This is a genomic window from Duganella violaceipulchra (assembly GCF_019166075.1).
Taxonomy (GTDB): domain Bacteria; phylum Pseudomonadota; class Gammaproteobacteria; order Burkholderiales; family Burkholderiaceae_D; genus Rugamonas; species Rugamonas violaceipulchra.
On the sequence record NZ_JAHTGR010000001.1, the window covers coordinates 306,208 to 329,717 of the forward strand.

The 23,510-nt window shown below is 61.9% G+C and carries 23 protein-coding genes; 16 read left to right on the plus strand and 7 right to left on the minus strand.

Annotated elements, in window-relative coordinates:
* Nucleotides 1-10: 10 nt before the first annotated feature.
* Nucleotides 11-2,371 carry a glycoside hydrolase family 31 protein gene (locus tag KVP70_RS01200; RefSeq protein ID WP_229224509.1) on the plus strand — a complete coding sequence of 787 codons (2,361 nt, stop codon included), beginning with the start codon at nucleotides 11-13 and terminating at the stop codon, nucleotides 2,369-2,371.
* 160 nt (nucleotides 2,372-2,531) lie between these two features.
* Here the strand turns inward: KVP70_RS01200 and KVP70_RS01205 are convergent, their stop codons facing one another.
* Nucleotides 2,532-4,112 (minus strand): GH39 family glycosyl hydrolase, encoded by a 1,581-nt coding sequence (locus KVP70_RS01205; RefSeq protein ID WP_217940194.1) that lies wholly within the window; start codon nucleotides 4,110-4,112, stop codon nucleotides 2,532-2,534.
* 436 nt (nucleotides 4,113-4,548) lie between these two features.
* On the opposite strand from KVP70_RS01205, the gene KVP70_RS01210 reads away from it, so the two are divergent.
* From KVP70_RS01210 to KVP70_RS35355, 4 genes are all read left to right on the plus strand, one after another.
* Nucleotides 4,549-5,769 carry an FAD-dependent oxidoreductase gene (locus tag KVP70_RS01210; RefSeq protein ID WP_217940195.1) on the plus strand — a complete coding sequence of 407 codons (1,221 nt, stop codon included), beginning with the start codon at nucleotides 4,549-4,551 and terminating at the stop codon, nucleotides 5,767-5,769.
* A gap of 31 nt (nucleotides 5,770-5,800) precedes the next feature.
* Nucleotides 5,801-7,522, plus strand: coding sequence for a flavin monoamine oxidase family protein (locus tag KVP70_RS01215; RefSeq protein ID WP_217940196.1), 1,722 nt, complete (start codon nucleotides 5,801-5,803; stop codon nucleotides 7,520-7,522).
* Nucleotides 7,523-7,835: 313 nt separating this feature from the next.
* Complete coding sequence (locus KVP70_RS01220; protein ID WP_217940197.1) at nucleotides 7,836-8,051, plus strand: glycine zipper 2TM domain-containing protein; 216 nt, start codon at nucleotides 7,836-7,838, stop codon at nucleotides 8,049-8,051.
* Nucleotides 8,052-8,109: 58 nt separating this feature from the next.
* Nucleotides 8,110-8,478, plus strand: coding sequence for a YXWGXW repeat-containing protein (locus KVP70_RS35355; RefSeq protein WP_217940198.1), 369 nt, complete (start codon nucleotides 8,110-8,112; stop codon nucleotides 8,476-8,478).
* A gap of 210 nt (nucleotides 8,479-8,688) precedes the next feature.
* Here the strand turns inward: KVP70_RS35355 and KVP70_RS01230 are convergent, their stop codons facing one another.
* Nucleotides 8,689-8,994 (minus strand): HigA family addiction module antitoxin, encoded by a 306-nt coding sequence (locus tag KVP70_RS01230; RefSeq protein WP_217940199.1) that lies wholly within the window; start codon nucleotides 8,992-8,994, stop codon nucleotides 8,689-8,691.
* A gap of 10 nt (nucleotides 8,995-9,004) precedes the next feature.
* Nucleotides 9,005-9,274, minus strand: a complete 270-nt coding sequence (locus tag KVP70_RS01235) for a type II toxin-antitoxin system RelE/ParE family toxin (protein ID WP_217940200.1) — start codon at nucleotides 9,272-9,274, stop codon at nucleotides 9,005-9,007.
* Between the two features lie 228 nt (nucleotides 9,275-9,502).
* On the opposite strand from KVP70_RS01235, the gene KVP70_RS01240 reads away from it, so the two are divergent.
* The 3 genes from KVP70_RS01240 to KVP70_RS01250 all read left to right on the plus strand — a co-directional run bounded on the left by KVP70_RS01240 (nucleotide 9,503) and on the right by KVP70_RS01250 (nucleotide 11,467).
* A complete protein-coding gene (locus KVP70_RS01240) occupies nucleotides 9,503-10,447 on the plus strand; it encodes a UPF0149 family protein (protein WP_217940504.1) in 945 nt (314 codons plus the stop codon).
* Between the two features lie 165 nt (nucleotides 10,448-10,612).
* Complete coding sequence (locus KVP70_RS01245) at nucleotides 10,613-11,041, plus strand: DUF7713 domain-containing protein (protein WP_217940201.1); 429 nt, start codon at nucleotides 10,613-10,615, stop codon at nucleotides 11,039-11,041.
* 54 nt (nucleotides 11,042-11,095) lie between these two features.
* On the plus strand, nucleotides 11,096-11,467 hold the full coding sequence (locus KVP70_RS01250) for an IS1096 element passenger TnpR family protein (protein ID WP_217940202.1): 372 nt from the start codon (nucleotides 11,096-11,098) through the stop codon (nucleotides 11,465-11,467).
* Between the two features lie 190 nt (nucleotides 11,468-11,657).
* Here the strand turns inward: KVP70_RS01250 and guaA are convergent, their stop codons facing one another.
* Nucleotides 11,658-13,268 carry a glutamine-hydrolyzing GMP synthase gene (gene guaA / locus KVP70_RS01255; protein WP_217940203.1) on the minus strand — a complete coding sequence of 537 codons (1,611 nt, stop codon included), beginning with the start codon at nucleotides 13,266-13,268 and terminating at the stop codon, nucleotides 11,658-11,660.
* 69 nt (nucleotides 13,269-13,337) lie between these two features.
* A complete protein-coding gene (gene guaB / locus KVP70_RS01260) occupies nucleotides 13,338-14,810 on the minus strand; it encodes an IMP dehydrogenase (RefSeq protein ID WP_217940204.1) in 1,473 nt (490 codons plus the stop codon).
* Between the two features lie 401 nt (nucleotides 14,811-15,211).
* Between guaB and KVP70_RS01265 the strand changes: the two genes are divergently transcribed.
* The 5 genes from KVP70_RS01265 (at nucleotide 15,212) to KVP70_RS01285 (ending at nucleotide 20,844) form a co-directional block, all read left to right on the plus strand.
* A complete protein-coding gene (locus KVP70_RS01265; protein WP_229224510.1) occupies nucleotides 15,212-16,363 on the plus strand; it encodes a choice-of-anchor J family PEP-CTERM protein in 1,152 nt (383 codons plus the stop codon).
* On the plus strand, nucleotides 16,360-17,775 hold the full coding sequence (locus KVP70_RS01270) for a PA domain-containing protein (RefSeq protein ID WP_217940206.1): 1,416 nt from the start codon (nucleotides 16,360-16,362) through the stop codon (nucleotides 17,773-17,775). Before KVP70_RS01265 ends, KVP70_RS01270 begins: the two co-directional genes overlap by 4 nt.
* Nucleotides 17,776-17,915: 140 nt before the next feature.
* On the plus strand, nucleotides 17,916-18,419 hold the full coding sequence (locus tag KVP70_RS01275) for a DUF4124 domain-containing protein (protein WP_217940207.1): 504 nt from the start codon (nucleotides 17,916-17,918) through the stop codon (nucleotides 18,417-18,419).
* 65 nt (nucleotides 18,420-18,484) lie between these two features.
* On the plus strand, nucleotides 18,485-19,513 hold the full coding sequence (gntR, locus tag KVP70_RS01280; protein WP_217940208.1) for an HTH-type transcriptional regulator GntR: 1,029 nt from the start codon (nucleotides 18,485-18,487) through the stop codon (nucleotides 19,511-19,513).
* A gap of 86 nt (nucleotides 19,514-19,599) precedes the next feature.
* On the plus strand, nucleotides 19,600-20,844 hold the full coding sequence (locus KVP70_RS01285) for an esterase/lipase family protein (RefSeq protein ID WP_217940209.1): 1,245 nt from the start codon (nucleotides 19,600-19,602) through the stop codon (nucleotides 20,842-20,844).
* On the opposite strand, the gene KVP70_RS01290 is transcribed toward KVP70_RS01285, so the two are convergent.
* Both KVP70_RS01290 and KVP70_RS01295 read right to left on the minus strand, forming a co-directional pair.
* Nucleotides 20,833-21,117, minus strand: a complete 285-nt coding sequence (locus tag KVP70_RS01290) for an RnfH family protein (protein ID WP_217940210.1) — start codon at nucleotides 21,115-21,117, stop codon at nucleotides 20,833-20,835. The two genes, KVP70_RS01285 and KVP70_RS01290, sit on opposite strands and share 12 nt — an antisense overlap.
* Nucleotides 21,107-21,541 (minus strand): type II toxin-antitoxin system RatA family toxin, encoded by a 435-nt coding sequence (locus KVP70_RS01295; RefSeq protein WP_217940211.1) that lies wholly within the window; start codon nucleotides 21,539-21,541, stop codon nucleotides 21,107-21,109. Before KVP70_RS01295 ends, KVP70_RS01290 begins: the two co-directional genes overlap by 11 nt.
* A gap of 75 nt (nucleotides 21,542-21,616) precedes the next feature.
* Here KVP70_RS01295 and smpB point away from each other — a divergent pair, with 75 nt between their 5' ends.
* From smpB to KVP70_RS01310, 3 genes are all read left to right on the plus strand, one after another.
* Complete coding sequence (smpB, locus tag KVP70_RS01300) at nucleotides 21,617-22,066, plus strand: SsrA-binding protein SmpB (protein WP_020702788.1); 450 nt, start codon at nucleotides 21,617-21,619, stop codon at nucleotides 22,064-22,066.
* Between the two features lie 187 nt (nucleotides 22,067-22,253).
* Nucleotides 22,254-22,949 (plus strand): YajG family lipoprotein, encoded by a 696-nt coding sequence (locus tag KVP70_RS01305; RefSeq protein ID WP_229224511.1) that lies wholly within the window; start codon nucleotides 22,254-22,256, stop codon nucleotides 22,947-22,949.
* The gene (locus tag KVP70_RS01310; RefSeq protein WP_116988674.1) at nucleotides 22,949-23,509 is read left to right on the plus strand and encodes a FlgO family outer membrane protein; all 561 of its coding nucleotides are present in this window, start codon (nucleotides 22,949-22,951) and stop codon (nucleotides 23,507-23,509) included. The genes KVP70_RS01305 and KVP70_RS01310 overlap by 1 nt, the downstream gene beginning before the upstream one ends.
* The last annotated feature ends 1 nt before the right edge of the window (nucleotide 23,510 follow it).

Here is a 23,510-nt window from a genome sequence, read left to right on the forward strand (position 1 = left end):
AGGAGAACACATGATCAAGCATCACCCCGCGCCCATGCGGCGCAAGGCCCTGGCCGTCTCGATTTCCCTGCTCGCGCTCGGCGCCGCCGCCAGCGCCCAAGGGGCGCCGATCGCCACGCTCGACCGCAACGGCGCCTGGGTTTCGGTCGAGGCCTATGGCCCGAACGTGGTCCGCGTCACGATCGCCGCCGACAAGGCCGAGGCGCTGAAAGGCGCCGGCTACGGCATCCTGGCCGGCGGCGCCGACAACGCCGCCTTCCGCCACAGCGGCGACAAGGACGGCGACAGCTTCAGCTCGCCGGCGCTGAGCCTGCACGTCGCACCGGCGCCGGCGCCGCGCGTGCCGACCATGGGCGAGAAGTATTTCGCGCCGCAACTGGCGCCGGTAGCGCTGCAGGTCAAGAACGCCAAAGGCGAGCTGGTGCTCGACATGACCGGCTGGGAGATGGCGCCGCAAACCGTCAACACCGAGAAGACCTACCAGACCGGCGCCTCGTTCAGCGCGCCGGCCGACGAACATTACTACGGCATGGGCCAGAACCAGGAATCGACCGGCCCGCTCGACCTGCGCGGCCGCGTCATCGACTGCAAGCACTGGTACGACGCACCGGCCGGCGAAACGGTGTGCGTGCCGTTCATGGTGTCCTCCAAGGGCTACGGCATCGTCTGGGACAACCCGTCGGCGACCCGCTTCATCGCCGGCGTCAACGGCCGCACCGGCTTCCAGTCCAACGTCGGCGAGCGCGTCAGCTTCTTCGTCATCACCGGCAACACGCCGGAAGAACTGTATTCCGGCTATGCGCGCGTGACCGGCAGGACACCGATCCCGCCCAAGGCCGCGTTCGGCCTGATACAGTCCAAGGCGCGCTACGACAGCCAGCAGGAAGTGCTACGCGTCGCCAACACCTATCGCCAGAAAAAGTACCCGCTCGACATCATGGTGGTCGACTGGTTCTACTGGACCCGCATGGGCCAGCTGGACATCGATCCGGCCCAGTTCCCCGATCCGGACGCCATGAACCGGGAGCTGCACGGCCTCGGCATGCAGTCCATCATTTCGATCTGGCCGCGCTTCGAGACGGCGGGCCGTTATTACAACGAGCTCGACGCGAAAGGCTACTTCCTCAAGGACAAGGACGGCAAGACCGTCGACGGCCTGCCATCGCGCTCCGACCGCACCGGCGCGCTGATCGACGCCACCAACCCTGCGGCGCGCAAATGGTACTGGGAGCACGCGCGCGACAACGTGCTGTCGCACGGCTTCGACTATCCGTGGCTGGACGAGACCGAGCCGGATCTGGTGCCGGACGGTTATTTCTATGCGATCGGCTCGGGCGACCGCTACCACAACGTCTTCCCGCTACTGCACGTCGAAGGCGTGGCCGACGGCATGCGCGCCTGGAAGCCCAACAAGCGCGCGCTGATCCTGTCGCGCGCCGCCTACCTGGGCGCGCAACGCAGCGGCGCGCTGTTCTGGTCGTCCGACATCCAGCCCTCGTGGGAAGCGCTGGCGCGGCAGATACCGACCGGCCTGAACATGACAGCCTCCGGCATCGCCTACTGGGGCAACGACGTCGGCGGCTGGCAGTGGCTGCCGCAGAGCACCAAGGCCAGCAAGGCGCCCCTGCTCGACCCGGCCGGCGCCACCGACACCGTCGGCCAGAACCACGACTATCCGGAACTGTTCACGCGCTGGTTCCAGTACGGCACCTTCCTGCCGACCTTGCGCGTGCACGGCGACCGCAAGCACACCGAACTGTGGGAGTTCGGCGCCCAGGCCGAAGCCATCCTGGCGCGCTACGACCGGCTGCGCTACCAGCTCATGCCCTACATCTACAGCCAGGCCAAGGCCACCTACGACAGCGGCGCGCCCTTCATGCGTCCGCTGTGGATGGATTTCCCGCACGATCCGCAGGTCGCCAACATCGGCACCCAGTACATGTTCGGCCCGGCGTTCCTGGTCGCACCGGTCACCGAGCAGGGCCAGACCCAAAAGGATGTCTACCTGCCGGCCGGCAGCGACTGGTACAACTTCTGGACCAATGAAAAACTGGCGGGCGGACGCTGGATCAAGGTGGCCGCGCCGATCGAGCAGATGCCGGTGTTCGTCCGGGCCGGCGCCATCGTGCCGCTGGGCGCGGACATCCAGTCGACCGCGACCCGCCAGGCCATCGCCGAGATCAAGGTTTATCCAGGCAAGGATGGCGATTTTGCGCTGTACGACGACGACGGCGTGTCCTACGACTACGAAAAGGGCGAGGGCACGCTGGCCCGTCTGCACTGGAACGACGGCGCCGGCCGCCTGACCGTCAGCGGCGACGCCGAACTGTCGCGCCAGGCGCCCGGCCTGGTCAAGGTGGTGGGGAAATAAGTAAGCCGCTACCGGCTAGCGCAGCAGCGTTAACCGGTGGACGGTGGTCTGGCGATAGATCTGCCCGCCGGAAACACAGGCGTGCAGCGATCGGCGCCGATTGGCAAAATGCTGATCTGCCTTGAACAGCGAACCACTTGCCCGAAACGGCAGGCTATGATCAGTCCTGCCGCGTCAGTGTCACCAGGGCGACGTCGTTGCTGCGCATCGGCAGCTTGACATCGACCGCGCCGCTCTTGCCGACCTGGATCACGCGGTCGCTCTCGGGCAGGTCGCGGGTGAGTCCCTGTAATTGCTCAACCTGGGCCGGGGTCAGCGTCTTCGGCGCGCCCATCTCGATGTAGGCCGAGTAGGCATCGTTGGCGCGGAAGCCGCTGCGGTGCACCTGCAGCCGATACTTGCCGGCCTTGACGTGGCTGATGCGCACCGCCAGCGGCGCCGACGGCGACGACGGCACCACGCGGCTGTAGAACGGCCGGTTGCTGACCTTCTGGTCGGGCTGCTGGAAATCCCACACCACCGCCGTGACCTTGCGGCCGTCCGAGGACGCCATCACCTGCGCATCGGCGACCGGGATCTCGTTGCCGCTCAGCGCGTGCAGGTACTGGTAGGCGAAATACGCGGGCTTGCGGATGCCCTGCGGATTGAGCAGGCCGAAGCCGCCTTCGAACGGCTTGCTCGGCGGACCCGGCTCTTCGAACAGGTCGCTGTAGGTCCAGTAGCTCATGCCCTGCACCAGGCCCTTGGCGGCCTTGAGCTTGCTGAGTATGTACGTCGAGCTGATGTAGGAATCATGCACCAGGTCGCGCGGCGTGTAGCTGGTGCTCCACTCGGTGAAGTACAGCGGCAGCTTGGGGAACTTCGACGCCGAGATCTGCTCGCGCACGCGCCGCACGTCGCCGACGATGGCGTCCGGCGACGGCGACAGCTTGGTGTCGCCCTCGCCTTTTTCGTCGAGGAAGCCGCCGTCCACGCCGTAGGTGTGGGTAGTGACGAAATCGACGGCGGCGCCGCTATGGGCCACATGGTCGAGGAATTCCGGCACCCAGGCGGCGCCGGCGGTGGACGGCCCGCCCACGCGCAGCGCCGGATCGATGGACTTGATGGTGTTGGCGGTCAGGTCGTACAGCTCGAAATACGCCTTCTGATCGGCGTGTTCCCAGAAGCCGTCCAAGTTGGGTTCATTCCACACCTCGAAGAACCAGCTGCGCACTTCCTCCTGGCCGTAGCGCTGCTCGATGTGGCGCACGAAGGCCGCGACCAGGTCCTTCCATTTGGCCGGATCGGGATGCGAAGTGTTGCCTTGCCAGTAGAAGACCTGGTTGTTCGAGGTCGCCATCGCCTTGGGCGTGAAGCCCAGCTCGACGAAAGGCTTGATGTGACGCGCCAGCATCTGGTCGTACAGCTGGTCCAGCTTGGTCCAGTCGTAGACGAGCTTGCCGTCCTCGATGCGCACCGTGCCCAGCACGTCGTGGAAGATGGCGTGGAAGCGCAGGTAGCGGAAACCGAGTTCGTCGACCGTGGTCTGCAGCTGCGCCATGCTGTCGTCGCGCAGCAGTGTACCAGGGTAGTCGGAACCGACCGACAGGTCATAGAAACGGTCGAGCGGCTTGAGCGCCTGCGCCACGTCGACCACGATGCGGCGCGGCGCCGGGTGGCCGGCATCGGCCGCCGATGCGGCCGACAGTGGCAGGCAGATCGTGGCGAGTGCCGCCAGGCAGGTGGGGCGGAAGTGCTGCATTGATACGGTCTCCTAGTCTGATTATTGCCGGGATGCTAGCACTTACGCCGCGCATCCGACATGGGAGACGGGACCGTTGCTACATTTCGTTAGGCCGGTTGGTGATTTGCATAACGCCGCTCGCCGCAGACCCCGCTGCTGGCTGTCGCCACCTTTTCGCCTATCACATCTTTCTTCAAGCTAGTCGTTCATTACAACTATTTTGCATGTCGCCTGGCGCTATTAAAATCAATGATTAAATGCATTCCACTCTAAAAAATAACAAGCGAATTAATAGCCACAACCGGCGTCAAGTTAATTAAAAATATATATAAATATCCGTCGGAATAAGCCAACACAGGCATTATATTTTTAAAAATAAATGTAATACTACACAGCCGTTTCCCTCCAAGAGTTATTACCATCCTCCACTTGTTACTATTGGAAAGGTAGTATTATGCCTGTCGATAACGTCAATAAGTCCTCGCCCGGTTTTCAGCAAACATATGAAGTGATCGTCATAGGCGGTGGTCCGATGGGGCTCGCCACTGCGTATTACAACAGCAAACGTTCGGCCTCCACGCTGGTGTTGGAACAGTTCACGTTCATCAACCAGCAAGGCAGCTCAGCCGGTGTTTCGCGCCAGTTCCGCATCCCCTATCCGGATGAATACATGGTGAAGATGGCCGAAGATGCGCTGCCCTACTGGGCCGAACTGCAAACCCACAGCAGGGAACAACTGCTGACGACGGTCGGCACCCTGTGGTTTGGCGACCCGGCAGTCCAGTCGACGGAAGGCAACATCGCCGCCGCGGAACTGGCCATGCAGGCGCAGGACGTGGCTTACACCTCCTTGACCGTGGCGGAAATCGAAGAGCGATATCACTTTAAAGACTTGCCAGACAATTACCGGGGCCTGTTCCAGGCCGACGGCGCCAGCATCGACTTGCGCGCCACCCAGCGCACCCTGTACGACTGCAATCTCGCCAGTCCGCACGTGACGATGCTCGAGCAGTCGCCGGTCATCGGCATTCAGCAATCCGATCAATTATTCATGGTGACGACTCCTGGCGGAACTTACGTCGGCAAGAAGCTGGTGGTGGTGCCCGGGCCTTATATCAACGACGTCATTAACCTGCTCAATTTCCGGGTCGAGGCGACGTATTGGAATATGGCCTCGGCCTATTTCAAGAAAACCGAGCCCGCCATTCAATACCCGACCTGGTTTGTTTTCCAGCAACCGGCAGGCAAGAGCGGCAATCAGTTCTACGGTTTTCCCGAAGTCGATTGGGACCACCCCGACTATATCCGGGTTGCGCCGGACTTCGTGATGACGCCCCTGTCCGATCCCAATCTGGCCAGCTTTGTCCCCAACCCCGAGGAATTGGCGTACACGTCCGAGTGGGTGCGCAAGCATATGACCGGACTCGACCCGACCCCGCATTACAAGTCCACCTGCCTGGTGGCGCTGAGCACGATTGCCGGCAAGGAAATGCTGATCGACTTTGCCCCAAGGTATGTGCCCAACCACCAAAACATCGTCATGTATGCAACCGGCTGGGCCGCCAAGTTCGTGCCGCTGCTGGGCAGCATCCTGTCGGAAATGGCGCTCGACGGCAAGAGCACGTACGACATCTCGCACTTCCAGACCGGCCAACTCTACTTCAGAGCCATGTAAATAATTTAGCTACTTATATCGGGAGTCCCAAATGGTTGACAAGAATACGGCATTGAACACCGGCATGCAGGATGGATTGAAACTCGACGTGGCCATCGTGGGCGCCGGCATTTCCGGCATCTACACCGCCTACCGCCTGACCAAGGCAGGCGCCAGCACCGGCAGTCAGGTACAGGTCTTCGACATGAACACCCGCATTGCCGGACGGCTCGAATCGGTACGCCTGCCCGGCATGCCGACGGTACAGGGCGAACTGGGCGGCATGCGTTACCTGACCTCGCAAATGATCGTCACCACGCTGATCGAAGAGGTCTTCGCCGATCAGATGAAAGCGGTTGAATTCCCGATGGGCGATCCAGCCGACCTGTATATCTACTTGCGCAAAGACCGCTGCATGCAAAACGCCTGGGAGGCAGCGCAGGACAAGCACGAGAAGCTCGCTACCCGCTACTACCTGGACGACGAAGACATCGGTTTCAGCGCCGATCAGCTATTCAGCAAAGTGATTTACAACGTACTGATGGCAGATCCATGGTTCAGGGAGCGTTACGCCAACTACGTCAGCCAGGACAGCGAGTACAAATACACCATCAAACTGACGCTGCGGCAGTGGGACCAGATCAAACCCAACCTGACCTACCGCTTCGAAGGCTCGCCGTACGACAAACGCCTCGTCAATGACATAGGCTTCTGGAATCTGCTCAAGGACCAGGTGTCGCAGGAGGGCTACACCTTCCTGTCGACCGCCGGCGGCTACTACTCCAACACCATCAACTGGAACGCGGCGGAAGCCTTCCCCTACATGATCGGCGACTTCTCGGCCGGCGCGACCTACAAGACCATCGCCGAGGGTTTTGACAGCACGGTCTATGCGATGGCGAACGACTATATGCGTCACGAAGGCGCATGCATCTGGTCCGAAAACAAGCTGCTGACCTTTCACCGGCAACACCCGCACAGCGCCACCCATCGCTATGAACTCGTGTTCCTCAACCTGAGTTCGAACCAGCAATGGCGGGTCTATGCCAATCGCCTGGTGCTGGCGATGCCGCGACGCTCGCTGGAGCTTCTGGACCAGGACAACTTCTTCTTCAACATCAACGAGAACGCCGAACTGAACAACAACATCCGCTCGGTCATCAAGGAACCCGCGTTCAAGATCCTGATGGGATTTGAAACGCCGTGGTGGAAGGAGCTGGGCATTACCGCCGGCCATTCCATCACCGACTTGCCGATGCGCCAGTGCTACTACTTCGGCACCGCGAAAGCGACCGACCATTCGATGCTGCTCGGCAGCTACGGGGACATGGAGACGGAGACGTTCTGGAAGGCGCTGTCCGACGATCCGGTGAAGTTCCGGCCACGCGCGACCAAGCTGGCCTCGCAATTTGAAGTCGAGACACTGAACGACGTCGCGGCGAGCGAAATGATGGTCAAGGAGGTGGTCAAGGAGCTGCGCGAGCTGCACGGCGTGGGCATCCCCATGCCCTACGTCACCTGGTTCAAGGACTGGGGCGACGACCCGTTTGGCGCCGGCTATCATGCCTGGAAAGCCGGCTACAAGGTGCAGGATGTGATGCCCTACATGCGCAAGCCCTCGCCGGCAGAGGACATACACATCTGCGGCGAAGCCTATTCGGACCAGCAAGGTTGGGTTGAAGGCGCATTCTGCGAGGCGGAGAAGATGCTGCAGTCCTATTTCGGCCTGCCCCGCCCGAGCTGGCTGCCAGCCGACTATTATCTCGGCTGGTAGACCGCCAGGGCCTTATTTCCCGACCCTTGCCGATGGCGAAAGCCAGCGGCAGCAAGGTCAGGATCGCTGCCAGCGTGATCATCGCAATCGGTTGCATGCGGTTGATGGACGCGCCCGCGCGACGTGGCCGAGGCACGCTATAGAATGGCGTCCGGTGCGGTTCGTCGAGCAAGGCGGCTGATTCAAGCACGCGCTCCATTCTCATGCAAGCTGCCGGCCCGGCCTCCAGGCAATAGGAGGCCGGGTTAAACCCGCAATTATCGGGCTGCTGCCCAACTCGCATGGTGCGGCCGCATCCAATCCGACAGCGGACATGACGACCAACGCTGGCGCCCCGCTGGCACAGCAGGTGGCACCTGCCCCCATCGTGCGCGAGGTGGTTCGATACAAGACCATCGTGTGCGGCCTTGTGGTGAGTCATGTTGGCGGCGGTAATGGCCGCACCCTGGCAGCTATCGCGGGCGCCGTCGGCGGCGGCTACGTGGGCAATGAAATCGCCAAGCACAATCAGCCCCTTAGTCAACAGTAATTTCGACCCGGCTTCAGAACGAATCTGGGTACCATCATCAACAAGTGGGCATCTGAAAATGACTAAAAAATTATTTTATGCGGCGGCATTTGCCGTCGCGTTGAGCGGCTGTACAACCGTCGTCAGAGAGCGTGTCGTGGTCCATGAGCAGTCCACCGATGTGCGCCTAGCCCCGGCGCCTATCCAGGAAGTGATTCCACCGCCACCAGCGTCGGGATATGCCTGGGTTCAAGGTCACTGGGCTTGGCGTGACCATGGCTGGCGATGGCAGCCAGGACATTGGCATCAAGGCTACGCCCGCCCGATGCCTGCCGTAATAATTGAGCAGATTACGGTCGCGCCCAGCCCCGCACTCTATTGGATTCCTGGCCATTGGAGTTGGCACCATAATGAATGGGAATGGTCACGCGGCCACTGGGAGCGATAAAGCCTGACATCCCCAAAATTAAAAAGGCCGTTGATGATCGCAATCGTATCATCAACGGCCTTCATTTTTTCAATTTCAGTCTATGACTGAAACCGAGCTCGTCACTCCCACTCGGATATCAAAGAGGGTTGTAAGCTACTGATTTATTTGCATTTTTCTGATGATCGAAAATTCGATACCATCAAAAATACCATCATCGACATTGCGGCATCATACTTCCAGCGCCAGCGGCCTAACCGCCTTGGCAATGGCTTTTCCCGCCTTTATCTCGGCATTACGCAAATCATAGGCGCTTTGAAGGTTCAGCCAGCCTTGCGCTTCGCTTCCATAATAGCGCTCCAGCCGCAACGCGGTATCAGCTGTGACGCCGCGTTCGCCTTTGATGATTTCGCTAAGCCGTGAGTAAGGGACATGCAGCGCCAAGGCCACTGAACGAACGCTGACGCCCATAGGCTTGATATAGTCCTCCAGCAACACCTCGCCAGGGTGAACCGGACGCATACCGTTCTTAAACATGATCTTTTCCTCAGTGTGGGTCTTCGATCAGCACATCAAATGGACCATTCGGTCCCCATTTGAAGGTCAGACGCCATTGCTCGTTGATACGCACATGCCAAGCCCCGCGATACTCTTTCAGGTCGTTGCCTGGAGGAGCCTTCATAAAGTTCAGCGACGGTGCCGCGTCGAGCTGCGCCAATTTTCGCTCAGCTGCGCTTTTAATGTTGGCAAACCTGCGGTTCTTACCCGTTGTGAACAGGGTCTCCGTGTCAGCGCACGCAAAGGACTGGATTGACATATGCCGATGTTATCTGTTAACCGGTTAACAGTCAACACCATGTCGGCGTATCGCGCACAGTGCCGTGACCACCACTGCGCTGAAATTCAGCCGTGCGTCACTTCCGGCGCCAGCGACAAAGGCGGTTCGCGTAAAATCGTGCTTTTCACTGGATTTGAACATGGCGCCGTCCATCGAAGACCAGTTGCCAAATAATCAAAGCAACCGCAACATCACACTTACCTTGCCATGCCCCACACAGAACCGGAGCTGATCGACTCCCCCCTGTCTCAAACAATCGTACGCGACGGCAAACCAATCAGACTGGATATCTGCAATGATGCAGACGGTGGATGGCTACTGGAAGCGGTTGACCAGCACGGCAACTCAACGGTTTGGAAAGAATCCTTTCCAACCGAGCAGGACGCACTGGATGAGGGGTTGCGTACGATTAACGATGAGGGAATCGATGTGCTGATCGGACCGCCAGATCCCGACGGCAAAATGCCACCGGCCTTTGCAGCACGTATTGAAAATGAGTTCAGCCTGCTGGAGGACTTCCTCAACGACGCCTGCACTACCGGGCCCGTCATGGATATGCAAACCATGGAAGGCTTCATGACAGCGGCGATCATTGGGCCGCGACTGATGCTGCCCTCGGAATGGCTGCCGTGGATATGGGATAGAGTCGATGGCGGCGCGGACGCCCCATTTGACAACCAGGAACAGGCGGAAAAGGTGTTGGACCAGTTGATGCGAAAGTACAATCGCCTCATCGATGCTTTTGAGTCCGGCGCGTTCGCACCTGCCTTGGGTAATGACGAACAAGAAGGCGCGCAACGCTGGTGCCATGGTTTCCTTGACGCTGCAAAGCTCAATGGCCCTGCATGGAGCTTGCTGATGATGGCCCATCCGGCCTGGTTCGCGCCATTGGCGCGCCTGGGCACTGTCGACGGCGCTGACATCACGGAGCAGCAAGGCGATGCCCGGAAACAAATTGACGCGATTACTCCTTCGCTGGTGAATATCCGCAGTTACTGGCGCTTGCACGCCGCTGACATCGACCAGCACGTTGGAATAACGCTGGTGCGCGCCGCCCCCAAAGTTGGACGCAATGATCCGTGCCCATGTGGCAGCGGAAAAAAGCACAAGCGTTGCTGCGGCGCCGGCGCCGCGTCAGTCACACCAGCCTGAAACGGAGACGGCATTGGATAGTATTGCTTGCGAAGATTGCCGCGCCATAACGCCAATGTATGACACCATCCACTATGGATCAAATGACGGTCGCACTCGCCATCTCTGCACAGCCTGCTACAACGCGGCAGTGGCGGTTCATGCCGCCCCCCCCATTTTGAGCACTTGCGCCTTGAACCAATCGCCCTCGGCGACTGCGAAGGCGCCGTGCATCATTTCCATTTCCGGGTACGCTTTCTGGGAGATCTGGTGTCCGTCGAGGCTTTCGAACTGGATGACGGTGTGCCGGCAGGATACCAATTTCAACAGTTAGGAGACCCCCGCGACGAATTACTAGCGATTGTGGGGCGCCTGATTCAGAAGATGCGCCGCACGCTCGCGGTCAAACACATTACCAACGGCAGCTTTGGACTCTCCATCATCGACCAGTGCGTGAGAGGCCATATTGAATGGGATGACCAGACGGCTGGGCAACAGCCGATGGCCATTATCGATGGACGCCCGGTGAGATGGGAAGAACTGGGTAAGATGCTGATGACCTTCGAAGGTTGGCAATTCAAGCTGGAAATATTTGATCGCAGCGATGAGCTATAATCAGCGATGCAAAATATATTCACGCTACACATACAATGCATCCGTGGTAGGTATTTGAACGAACCGTTCGGGTTCCAAATGCAGGCGCCAGCCGATTGGACGCTGGCCGACTTGGCGGACCACATACTTTTCACGATGGACTTCGACGGCGACCATCTCTCTCAGTTCAGCGTGGCGGCAACCCCATCTGGCCGCCGAACGCCGCTCGGCCCCGATGACGAATCCGATGGGATGGACCTGCCCTTGAACAGCCTATTCCCACTGCCGAAACACAAGAAATTATTCTATTTATACGATTTCGGTGCGTCTTGGTGGTTCCAGATAAGCAAACAAGGCAAACCCACCACCGCCATGCCAGGTGTGACCTACCCCCGCATGCTGGCCGAACAAGGCAGGAAGCCGTTGGAGTACGGTGAAGACGAGTAGTAGCAGTGACGGCCGCGCAGGTATTGTGAGCACCAACTGTAAACGGTGTGCGGCGACGCCATGCTTACGCCAGCAATCTGCGCACAACCAATCCGTCAGGTGCTTATGAGCAACAAGGCCGTTGATGATCGAGATCGAATCATCAACGGCCTTTTTTCTCTTTTTGTATCAACGACTTAAAGCGAGCTCATCACTCCCACTCGATGGTCGCAGGCGGCTTGCCCGAGATATCGTAGACCACGCGGTTGATGCCACGCACTTCGTTAATGATGCGGTTGGACACCTTGCCCAGCAGCGCATGCGGCAGGTGCGCCCAATGCGCCGTCATGAAGTCCTGCGTCTGCACGGCGCGCAGTGCCACCACATATTCGTAGGTGCGGCCATCGCCCATCACGCCCACCGATTTCACCGGCAGGAACACGGCGAACGCCTGCGACGTCGCTTCGTACCAGTTGGTCGGCACGCTGTCTTGGTCGAAGCCTGGCACCACCACCGGCTCGTACGGCGTGTTGCGCAGCTCTTCGATGAAGATGGCGTCGGCGCGGCGCAGCAGGTCGGCAAAGTCCTTCTTCACTTCGCCGAGGATGCGCACGCCCAGGCCAGGGCCTGGGAACGGGTGACGGTAGACCATGTCATGCGGCAGGCCCAGCGCCACGCCCAGCTTGCGCACCTCATCCTTGAACAGTTCGCGCAGCGGCTCCAGCAGCGACAGCTTCATGTGCTCCGGCAGGCCGCCCACGTTGTGGTGGCTCTTGATGGTCTGGCCCTTCTTGCCCTTGCCGGCCGATTCGATCACGTCCGGATAAATGGTGCCCTGCGCCAGCCACTTGGCGTTGACCAGCTTGCCCGATTCGGCATTGAACACTTCGACGAATTCGCGGCCAATGATCTTGCGCTTCTGCTCGGGATCGGCGACGCCGGCCAGGTGGCCCATGAACTGGTCTTCGGCATCGACGCGGATCACTTTGACGCCCAGGTTCTTGGCGAACATGTCCATCACCATCTTGCCCTCGTCCTGGCGCAGCAGGCCGTGGTCGACGAACACGCAGGTCAGCTGGTCGCCGATGGCGCGGTGGATCAGCGCCGCGGCCACCGACGAATCGACGCCGCCAGACAGGCCCAGGATCACGTCATCGGTGCCCACTTGGGCGCGGATTTTCTCGACCGCTTCCGAGATGTAGTCCGGCATGTTCCAGTCCGATTTGCAGCCGCAGATCTCGTGCACGAAACGGCCCAGCATGGCCTTGCCCTGCACCGTGTGGGTCACTTCCGGGTGCCACTGCACGCCGTAGTAGCGCTTCTCTTCATTGGCCATGGCGGCGATCGGGCAGCTCGGCGTGTTGCCCATCAGGACGAAGCCTGGCGGCATCTCCAGCACCTTGTCGCCGTGGCTCATCCACACTTTCAGCATGCCGTGGCCTTCGTCGGTGACGAAGTCGGCGATGCCGTCGAGCAGCTTGGTGTGGCTGCGGGCGCGCACTTCGGCGTAGCCGAATTCACGCACCAGGCCATTCTCGACCTTGCCGCCCAGCTGGGCCGCCATGGTTTGCATGCCGTAGCAGATCCCCAGCACCGGCACGCCCAGCTCGAACACGGCGTCCGGCGCGCGCGGGGCGTCGCCTTCCAGGGTCGAGCTGTGGCTGCCCGACAGGATCACGCCGGCGGCGCCGTAGTTGCGCACGAACTCGTCGCTGACGTCATACGGGTACACTTCCGAGAACACGCCGGAGTCGCGCACGCGGCGCGCGATCAGCTGGGTGACTTGGGAGCCGAAATCGAGAATGAGGATTTTTGAGTGCATGAGTAATGTACTGGAGAGGTAAAGAATAGAAAAACGCCGGCTGAACTCAGCCGGCGTTGCAAGGACTGTTTAGTCGCCGGAACGGTAGTTCGGCGCTTCCTTGGTGATTTGCACGTCGTGCACATGCGATTCGCGCATGCCGGCCGAGGTGATCTCGACGAACTCGGCTTTGTTGCGCAGTTCGTCGATGGTGGCGCAGCCGCAGTAGCCCATCGATTGGCGCACGCCGCCGACCAGCTGGAAGATGATCGCCAGCACGCTGCCCTTGTAGGCGACGCGGCCTTCGATACCTTCAGGCACGAACTTGTCGGCCTTCATGGTGGCGTCCTGGAAGTAGCGATCGGCCGAACCGTCGGACATGGCGCCCAGCGAGCCCATGCCGCGATACGATTTGTACGAACGGCCCTGATACAGGATCACTTCGCCTGGCGCCTCTTCGGTGCCGGCAAACATGGAGCCCATCATCACGGTCGACGCGCCGGCCGCCAGGGCCTTGGAGATGTCGCCCGAGAAGCGGATGCCGCCGTCGGCGATACATGGCACGCCGGTGCCTTCCAGTGCTTCGGCGACGTTGGAGATCGCGGTGATCTGCGGGACGCCGACGCCGGCCACGATGCGGGTGGTGCAGATCGAGCCTGGGCCGATGCCGACCTTGACCGCGTCGGCGCCATGTTCGACCAGCGCCTTGGCGGCGGCGGCGGTGGCGATGTTGCCGCCGATGACGTCCACCTGCGGGAACTTGGTCTTGATCCAACGCACGCGGTCGAGGATGCCTTGCGAGTGGCCGTGGGCGGTGTCGACCACCAGCACGTCGACGCCGGCGGCGACCAGCAGTTCGATCCGCTCTTCATCCTTGGCGCCCACGCCGACTGCGGCGCCGACCAGCAGCTTGCCCTGCGAGTCTTTCGACGCCAGCGGGTGCTCGGTGGATTTCTGGATGTCCTTGACGGTGATCAGGCCGCGCAGTTCGAAGGCGTCGTTGACGACCAGCACGCGCTCGAGGCGGTGCTTGTTCATCAGGCGCTTGGCTTCGTCGCGGTCGGCGCCTTCCGCGCCCTCTTTGACGAACACCAGTTTTGCACGCGGGGTCATCTTGGCGCGCGCTTCGGCGTCGAGTTCCTTTTCGAAACGCAGGTCGCGGTTGGTGATGATGCCGACCACTTCCTTGCCTTCGACGACAGGGAAGCCGGAAATGCCATATTGCTCAGTCAACGCGATGACGTCGCGGATCTTCATGGTCGGCGGGATGGTGATCGGATCACGCAGCACGCCGGCCTCGAAGCGCTTGACGCGCGCCACTTCGCGAGCCTGATCTTTCGGATTCAGGTTCTTGTGGATGATACCTATGCCGCCCTCTTGAGCCATGGCAATCGCCAGGCGGGCTTCGGTGACCGTATCCATCGCTGCGGACAGCAAAGGGATGTTCAGACTGATATTGCGGGTCAGACGAGTTTTGAGGGACGTATCGGCAGGCAGAACATTCGAATACGCGGGGACGAGAAGCACGTCATCAAACGTGAGTGCTTTTTGGAGTAGACGCATAGCATTTCCTATAGGCGCAAAAGCAGATTATACAGAAAAAGCAGTGTTCTGTCTGAAACTTCTTCGCGCCGCCGGCAGTCGCCCTACAGACATGAACGGAGTTTATTTTCCTTTCAACATACCGTTTGGTACATGTTGCAAAAAAGCCTCTATTCCCACGCAAAGTTCATCGCCCCCCGAAACTACTGCTGTGCTAGCCAGCATGAGGCTTGGCGGCGCTTTCAGCCCCAAATTAGTAGATATCTTATAAATAATATATATAGATAACCAAGAAAAATTACTGTAATTTATTAAACGTAGTCATTTGGGCCAGAGGCACACAACCGTTGCCGTCTGACATGTTCAACGCGCTCGCTTGCCGTAGCGAATTGTATGCAAGCAAACAATACCATTGGGGCATCATGAACTTGAATAAATACCTGATCGGACTCGTAGCCACCGTCGCTACCAGCTCCGCCTTCGCCAGTCCTTTGCTAAACGAAGGATTCAACGACATCAACACCCTGGCCTCCAGCGGCTGGGTGATGACCAACAACAGCACCGGCACTGTCAATGGCAGCGCCGACATCGCTGGCGGCCTGACCAACTGGTTCCAAGGCACGGACAAGTTCAATGCAGCTGCAGGACCTGCAACCTCCTACATTTCAGCGAACTATCTCAACGCGACCTATGGCGGCGCCGTCAGCAACTGGTTGATCACGCCCGAAGTGGCGCTGTCGAACGGCGAAAAACTGAACTTCTCCTTGCGCCTGCTCGGCGAAGGCGGCAGCGATAACGTCGAGGTCTACTACAGCGCTCACGGCGCCAGCACCAACGTTGGTTCCGGCGACTTCGTTTTGCTGCATCCGGCATTTACCTCGAACTCCGGTAGCGCATGGACCAACTATTCGCTGACCCTGTCCGGCCTGTCCAGCGCCACCACCGGCCGCTACGCGTTCCGCTACGTCGTGGACAACACCGCGTTTAACGGCGACACCATCGGCATCGACCAGGTCAAGATCAGCGCCGTGCCGGAACCAACTTCCGCACTGATGCTGCTGCTGGGCCTGGGCGTGGTGGCATTCAGCCGCAAGAAGCAGCTGCGCCTGCTGGCACTGGCCGGCCTGTCGGCCAGCACCCTGGTGGCGCAAGCTGCCGAACCGCAAACCGGCGCCAATGGCCTGATGAGCTTTCCCAACTCGCGCGTGGTCGTCGCACCGGAGCTGAGCGTGAACGCCGCGCCGGCCGGCGCCGGCATGGTCGCCTATAAAGACGCAGCCAGCGGCCAGCTGGTCGGCCCATCGGCCGAACAAGCCGCCGAACTGGCCGCCGCAGCCGTGCCAGCCACCAGCGCCAAGGCCTCCGGCCGCCTGGCACTGGGCGGCCGCATCGCGCCGCTGACCACCAAGCAAGGCGGCGTCGGCCGCAAGCTGGACGACTCCAGCGCCAGCTTTGCCGTCATCCACAAGGATGCCGATGGCAAGCTGGTCGAATCCTGCGTCCCCGGCGAAGAAGTCGCCCACCACCTGGCGCACGGCCCTAGCCTGCCTGCCGTGAAAGGAGAACAACAATGAAACGCTTTACCCTGAACGCCCTGGCCGCCGCTGCCGCCTGCCTGTTCGCCTCCTCCAGCTTTGCCGCCGCGACCATCGTGATCGTCAACGGCGACCCGGCCAACATCGGCTTCAATGACCCGACCGTGGTCGCTCCTGTCGGCGGCAACACCGGCACCACGCTGGGCGTGCAGCGCCTGAACGCGTTCCAGGCCGCCGCCAACAAATGGGGCGCCACCCTGACCAGCACCACCCCGATCCGCGTGCTGGCCACCTGGGAAGCACTGACCTGCACCTCGACGTCGGCCGTGCTGGGCAGCGCCGGCGCCACCGAGGTGTTCCGCGACTTCGCCGGCGCACCGCAAGCCGGCGCCTGGTTCGGCAAGGCCCAGACCGGCAAGCTGACCGGCGCCGATCCTGATGCCGGCAGCGCCGACATCCGCGCCCGCTTCAACATCAACCTGGGTAGCCCTACTTGCCTGGCCGGCTCGCCGTTCTACCTGGGCCTGGACGCCAACCATGGCACCGCGGTCGACCTGGTGACCGTGCTGACCCATGAATTCGGCCACGGCCTGGGCTTCCAGACCTACACCAACGGTTCGACCGGCGCGCAGCTGGACAACACCCCGAGCATCTGGGACTTCTTCCTGAAGGACACCACCACCAACAAGCTGTGGAAAGACATGACGGCCGCCGAGCGCGCCGCCTCGTCGCTGAAATCCGGCAAGCTGGTCTGGAATGGCCCGATCGCCAACAGCTACGTCAACACCGTGCTGCAACAAGGCGCGCCAGCGCTGACCTTGCTGAGCCCTGCCAGCATCGCCGGCTCGCTGCAGGTCGGCTCCGCCAGCTTCGGCCCCGCCCTCAGCAGCCCCGGCATGACCGGCGAGATCATGCCGGTGGTCGACACCGCGCCTAACCTCGGCCTGGCTTGCGGTCCGCTGTCGCCGCTCAACGCCGCCGCCGTCAACGGCAAGATCGCCCTGGTCGACCGCGGCACTTGCGCCTTCACCATCAAGGCCAAGGCGGTGCAGAACGCCGGCGCGATCGGCATGATCGTCGCCGACAACGCTCCGGGTTCGCCTCCGCCAGGCTTGGGCGGCGCCGATCCAACCGTCACCATTCCAGCGGTACGCATTTCACAGGAAGACGGCATTGCGCTGAAAGTGGCCCTGGCCAAGCGCACCCGCCTGCACTCCAACGTGTTTGCCAACCTGGGCGTGAACCTGGCCTTGCGCGCCGGCGCCGATCTGGCGGGACGTTTGCTGATGTTCGCACCCAACCCGTACCAGGGCGGTTCGTCGGTATCGCACTACGACGTCAGCGCCTTCCCCAACCTGCTGATGGAACCGGCAATCAACAACGACCTGACCCACGAGGTCACGCCGCCGAACGACCTGTCCTTCCCGCTGCTGCGTGACATAGGCTGGTAAGCCGACCCGGACTCTGGCTGGCCCTTGCGGCAGCCAGCGCCGACAGCCCGTCGCCCTTCGCGGACGACGGGCTTTTTCTTTATGGTTGACAGTTGCCGCAAATCATGGCGAAATCGGTGCTTGCTTTACAGGAGCGTCACATGACTGACCGTACTTTGCATTGCCTGGCCGGCGCCCTGCTGCTGGCCGTTTCCTCGCTGGCGATGGCCCAGTACATCTGGATCGACGACAAGGGCGTCAAGCAGCTGTCGGACCGCCCGCCGCCGCCCTCGGTGCCGGAGCAGCGCATCCTGAAGGCGCCCGGCAAGACGCCGTTCAACCCCAATGCCGAGGCCGAAGCGCCGGCGGCCGAAGCGGCGCCGGAAAGCGCCGTCAAGCGGCCACCCACGCTGGCCGAGCGCAACGCCGACTTCAACAAGCGCAAGGCCGATGCCGCCGCCGCCGACAAAAAAGCCGCCGACGAGGCCAGGCAAAAGGCCGACATCGCCGCCAACTGCGACGCCGCCCGCAAGAACCAGCAGGCGCTGGCCGACGGCGTGCGCATGAGCAATTACGACAGCAACGGCGAACGCGGCATCATGGGCGACGCCGAACGCGCCGAAATGGCGAAAAAGAATCAAAAAGTGTTGGCTGGCTGCAAATAGCCCCTGTCGGGAGCTGGCCAAGCTGCCGTATGATATCGCTATCAACAAGCGCCATTGGCTAACCTATGATCAAGACAGCAGCGAACAAGAGCCGCGCCAGCGGCCGCATCACTTTGGCCATGGTGGCCGAACGCGCCGGCGTGGCGACCATGACCGCCTCGCGCGCCATCACCCAGCCGGACATGGTGTCGCAGGCGTTGCGCGACCGGGTCGACCAGGCCGTCGTCGAGCTGGGCTACGTGCCCAACCGCGCCGCCCGCGCGCTGGCTTCGTCGCAATCGAAGGTGATCGCGGTGCTGGTGCCGTCGCTGTCGAACGCGGTGTTCACCGAAGTGCTGGCCGGCATCCAGGATGCGCTGGACGCCGACGACTACCAGATCCTGATCGGCAACACCCGCTATTCCGACAAGGAAGAGGAAAAGCTGATCGGCACCTATCTGCAGTCCAACCCCGACGGCATGCTGCTCTCCGGCCTGAGCCACAGCGCGCGGGTGCAGCAGATCCTGACCAACTCGCGCGTGCCGGTGGTGTCGATGATGGACATGTCCACCGACACCACGCAGCTGACGGTGGGCTTCTCGCAGGTGCAGGCCGGCCACGCGATGACGCACTACCTGATCGAGAAAGGCCACCAGCGCATCGGCTTCATCGGCGCCCAGCTCGACGAGCGCACCTTGCGCCGCGCCGAAGGCTACCGCCAGGCGATGCGCGAGGCCAGCCTGGCCGACAGCAAGCTGGAGGTGATGGTCGGCGAGCCGTCCACCATCGCGCTGGGCGCCGAGCTGCTGGGCCGCATGCTGGCGCAAGCACCGGATTGCGACGCCATCTTCTGCTGCAATGACGACCTGGCGCACGGCGCCATCTACCAAGCCCAGCGGCGCGGCATCGCCGTGCCGTCGCAGCTGGCCATTTGCGGTTTCAACGATTTGCCGGCCTCGGCCTGGATGAATCCCTCGCTGACCACGGTCGCCACGCCGCGTTACCGCATCGGCTACGAGGCGGCCAGGCTGCTGCGCGCCGTCATCAAGGGCGAACAGCCGGCCAGCCGCCAGATCGACCTGGGCTTCACGCTGATGGCGCGCGAAAGCGCCTGACACGGCGCCGCGCCTGCGCAATCCGGCGCGCCGATTGGCCACCGCGTCGTACACTGGCGCCATGACCATCCTATCGTGAGCGAAGTATGCAATTCGTAAAGCATGACGAGCTGCAACGCGCGCTGGCCGACGCCGCGCCCGACATCGTCGCGCCGCCTCTAACGCTGGCCGCCGCGCCGGCTTTGCCGGCCGCCCAGCTTGCCGACGCCCATCTGAACATCGTGCGCCACAAGGACAGCGGCTGCATTCAGTTTGTGTTCCCGCGCCAGGGCGCGCAGTTGCTGGCGTCGCCACTATCGGCGGCCGCCGGCCGCATGGACTGGCTCCTGCAGGCGGCCTTGCGCGTCAAGGAGCGCATGACCCAGCAGATGATCGAGACCGTCGAGGCCCACAACAAGTCCGAAGGCTTGCTCAGCCTGCGCCACGGCTGGCGCCAGCCGGCGACGGCGGCCGAACTGGCGGCCTCGCGCGGGCGCAAGGTGCTGCTGTTCGTGCACGGCATCTTCAGCTCCATCGAGGGCGCCTTCAGCGACCTGGCCGCCGACGACACCATGCGGCGCCTGCTGGCGCAGTACGACGGCCAGGTGTTCGGCTACGACCACTGGACCATCGCCAAGACGCCGCAACAGAATGCGCTGGACTTGCTGGCGCAGCTGCCGGCCGATGCCGGCTGGGATGTCGACATCGTCTGCCACAGCCGCGGCGGCCTGGTGGTGCGCTCGCTGCTGTCGTCCGCGCCGCACGCGCAGGACGCTGCGCTGGCCGCCATCGGCAAGCAGCGCGTGGGCCGTATCGCCAGCGTGGGCAAGGTCTACTTTGTGGCGGCGGCCAACCAGGGCTCGCCGCTGGCGTCGCAGGATGATGTCGAACACTTCCTCAACACGGCGGCGATGCTGGCCTCGTTCAGCGGCGCCATGGCGCTGGACCTGGTGATCGGGCTGGCGCGGATGGTGGTGTCGCTGGGCTTCGAACGGCCCAGCGTGGAAGCGCTGGCCAGCGGCTCGGCGCTGATCGCGCAATTGAACCAGGGCGACACCTTGCTGTCCAGCGCCAGCACCTACTACGCCCGCGCGGATTTCGATTTCGGCAGCTCGGTGCTGGAGCGTACCGGCGCCCTGCTCAACCGCATGCTGCTCGACAGCGACAACGACGTGGTGGTCCCGTACAGCAGCGTTCTGCTGCCCGCCGCGCAACTCGCCGACGTGCGCATGCTGAGCTTTGGCACGCCGCAGCAAAAGCAATCGGAGGTCTGGCATACCGAGTTCTTCAAGCAGGCCAGCATGCGCGCATTCCTGTCGCCTGCCGCCGCCAGCCCCCGCTCAGGCTTGTGACTTGCGCCGGCGGCGGGCGTTCTTGGGGTCGGCGATCAACGGCCGGTAGATTTCCACCCGGTCGTGCTCGCGCAGCACGGTGTCGAGCGTCTTCTTCTTGGCGTAGATGCCAACCTGCATCGTCGCCTGGTCGATTTCGGGCGCCTCCCGCAGCACGCCGCTGACGGTGATGGCCTGCTCGATGGTGGCGCCGATCGGCACCGTCAGCGCGCGCAGGAATTGCACCGCGTCGCTGGCGTAGCACACTTCGATGTTGAGGGTGTCAGCCGCCATACACCGTCTCCGCCCGCTTGCAGAAGGAATCGACCATGCTGTTGGCGATCATGCCGAACACCGGCCCCACCAGCTGCGCCAGCAAGGCGCTGGAGAACTCGTAGTGCAGGTCCAGCTCGATCTTGCAGGCATCCTCGCGCAGCGCCTTGAAGGTCCACACGCCGTCCAGGCACTTGAAAGGCCCGTCCACCAGCTTCATCTTGATCTCGGTCGAGGGCGTATTTTGGTTGGAGGTGGTGAAGCTCTGCCTGACCCCGTGATAGTTGATGCCGACGCTGGCCGTCACCGTATTGCCATCGCGTTCGCGGATCTCCACCCCACCGCACCACGGCAGAAATTTGGGATAGTCCTCGATCGCGGCGACCAGATCGAACATCTGCTGCGCGCTGTATCCGAGGAAAACTGATTTGTGCACTACTGCCATAGTCTAACCATTTGCTATGATGTTGAATTATTCGCGTTTCTGTGCGCGAAGCAGTAGTTTAACCGATACCATCCCATGACCATAGCCGATAACAAAAAAGCCTTTTTTGACTACTTCATCGAAGACCGCTACGAGGCCGGCATCGTCCTCGAAGGCTGGGAGGTCAAGGCCATCCGCGACGCCCGGGTGCAGATCAAGGAAGCCTACGTCACCATCAAGGGCGACGAGCTGTTCCTGTTTGGCGCCCACATCAGCGCGCTGCCGACCGCCTCCACCCACATCCACCCGGAAGCGATCCGCACCCGCAAGCTGCTGCTGCACCGTGCCGAGATGGACAAGCTGATCGGCAAGGTCGAGCGCGCCGGCTACACCCTGGTGCCGCTGAACCTGCATTACAAGGGCGGCCGCGTCAAATGTGAAATCGGCCTGGCCAAGGGTAAAAAGATGCACGACAAACGTGCCACCGAGAAAGACCGCGACGGCAAGCGCGAAGTGGCCGCCGCCATGAAGACCAATCGCCGCTGAAAATGTCCGCGGCACTGTTGCGCGCCCTGTACAAAACCCGGTCCCGCACCGGGTTTTTTATTGCCCGACGAGTTTCTAATTAGAAACACCCATGCTAAACTGGCAGAAGAATGATTTTACATTCGTGGCTGGCGCTTGCCGATTGCGCGCGGGCCGCGAACCAGACTAGACTCTTGACGACGAGGCAATGATGGCGCTGAAAACTGCAATGGCCCTGGCCGCCGGTATTTTGCTCGCAGGCTGTGCGTCGCGCTACACGCCGACCCCGGTGGCGACCAACTTCCCCACCACCAAGCAGGCCAAGCTGCAGGCGGCCTACCACTGGGGCGTCATTTCCGACAATATCGAGAAAAGCATCGTGGCCGAGCTCAAGAAGAGCCCGCCCCGTCCGGTGTTCCTGAACGAAGCGCGCGAGCCGACCCCGTTCCAGCGCGCGCTGACCACCCAGCTGACCACCTCGTTGGTCAACGACGGTTACGCGGTGACGCGCAGCCCGGCCGGCTCGCTGAAGATCGACATGGACGTGCAGGCCGTGACCTTCACCGCCAACCGCCCGCAATACCGCTACCACGGCGAACGCGCCGCGCTGGCCTCCGGCGTCTGGGTGCTGAGCGAGATCGAAGCGCCGCTGCTGGCGGGCGTGGCGGTGGGCGCCGGCGCCTGGGATTCCTATGACTGGTTCAACGCCCAGTTCGCTCCCGGCGCGACGCCCAGGACCGAAATCATCGTCACCGTCTCGGTGTCCGACCAGTTCCGCTACGTGGCGCGCAGCACCTCGGCCTATTACGTGGCCGACAGCGACCGCATCCTGTACGGCATCGTCGATCCCGAGCCGGACGAACCCAAATTGACCCGACTGTTCAAAGTCCGCGGAGACATGTAATGCCGACCCACGTTTTGACCCTGGCCCGTGCCTCCGTGCTGGCGCTGCCGCTGTTGCTGGGCGCCTGCTCCTCCACGCCCGTCAAGGACGAAGGCAATTATTCGACCATCTCCTCCAACCAGTTCATCGACGCCAACTACAAGGCCGCCGATTCGCTGATGCACCAGCTGAACGGCAAGCTGATGGCCGACAAGCCGCTGATCATGGCCACCATCGTCAACATCGATGCGCTGGAGCAGACCACGACCCTGGGCCGGCTGGTGTCGGAACAGCTGTCGACGCGCCTGGCGCAGGGCGGCCTGAGCATGCTGGAGATGAAGCTGCGCAACAGCGTCTACCTGAAGCGCAACCAGGGCGAGCTGATGCTCACCCGCGAGATCGGCGAGGTGGCCACCGCCCACAACGCGCAGGCGATCGTGGTCGGCTCCTATGCGGAGACGTCCGATATGGTGTTCATCAACATCAAGGTGATCCAGCCGAACACCAACTTCGTGCTGGCCGGCCAGGACTATGTGCTGGCCAAGGAAGCCATCGTCCGCTCGATGTTGCAGCGGAACTAGG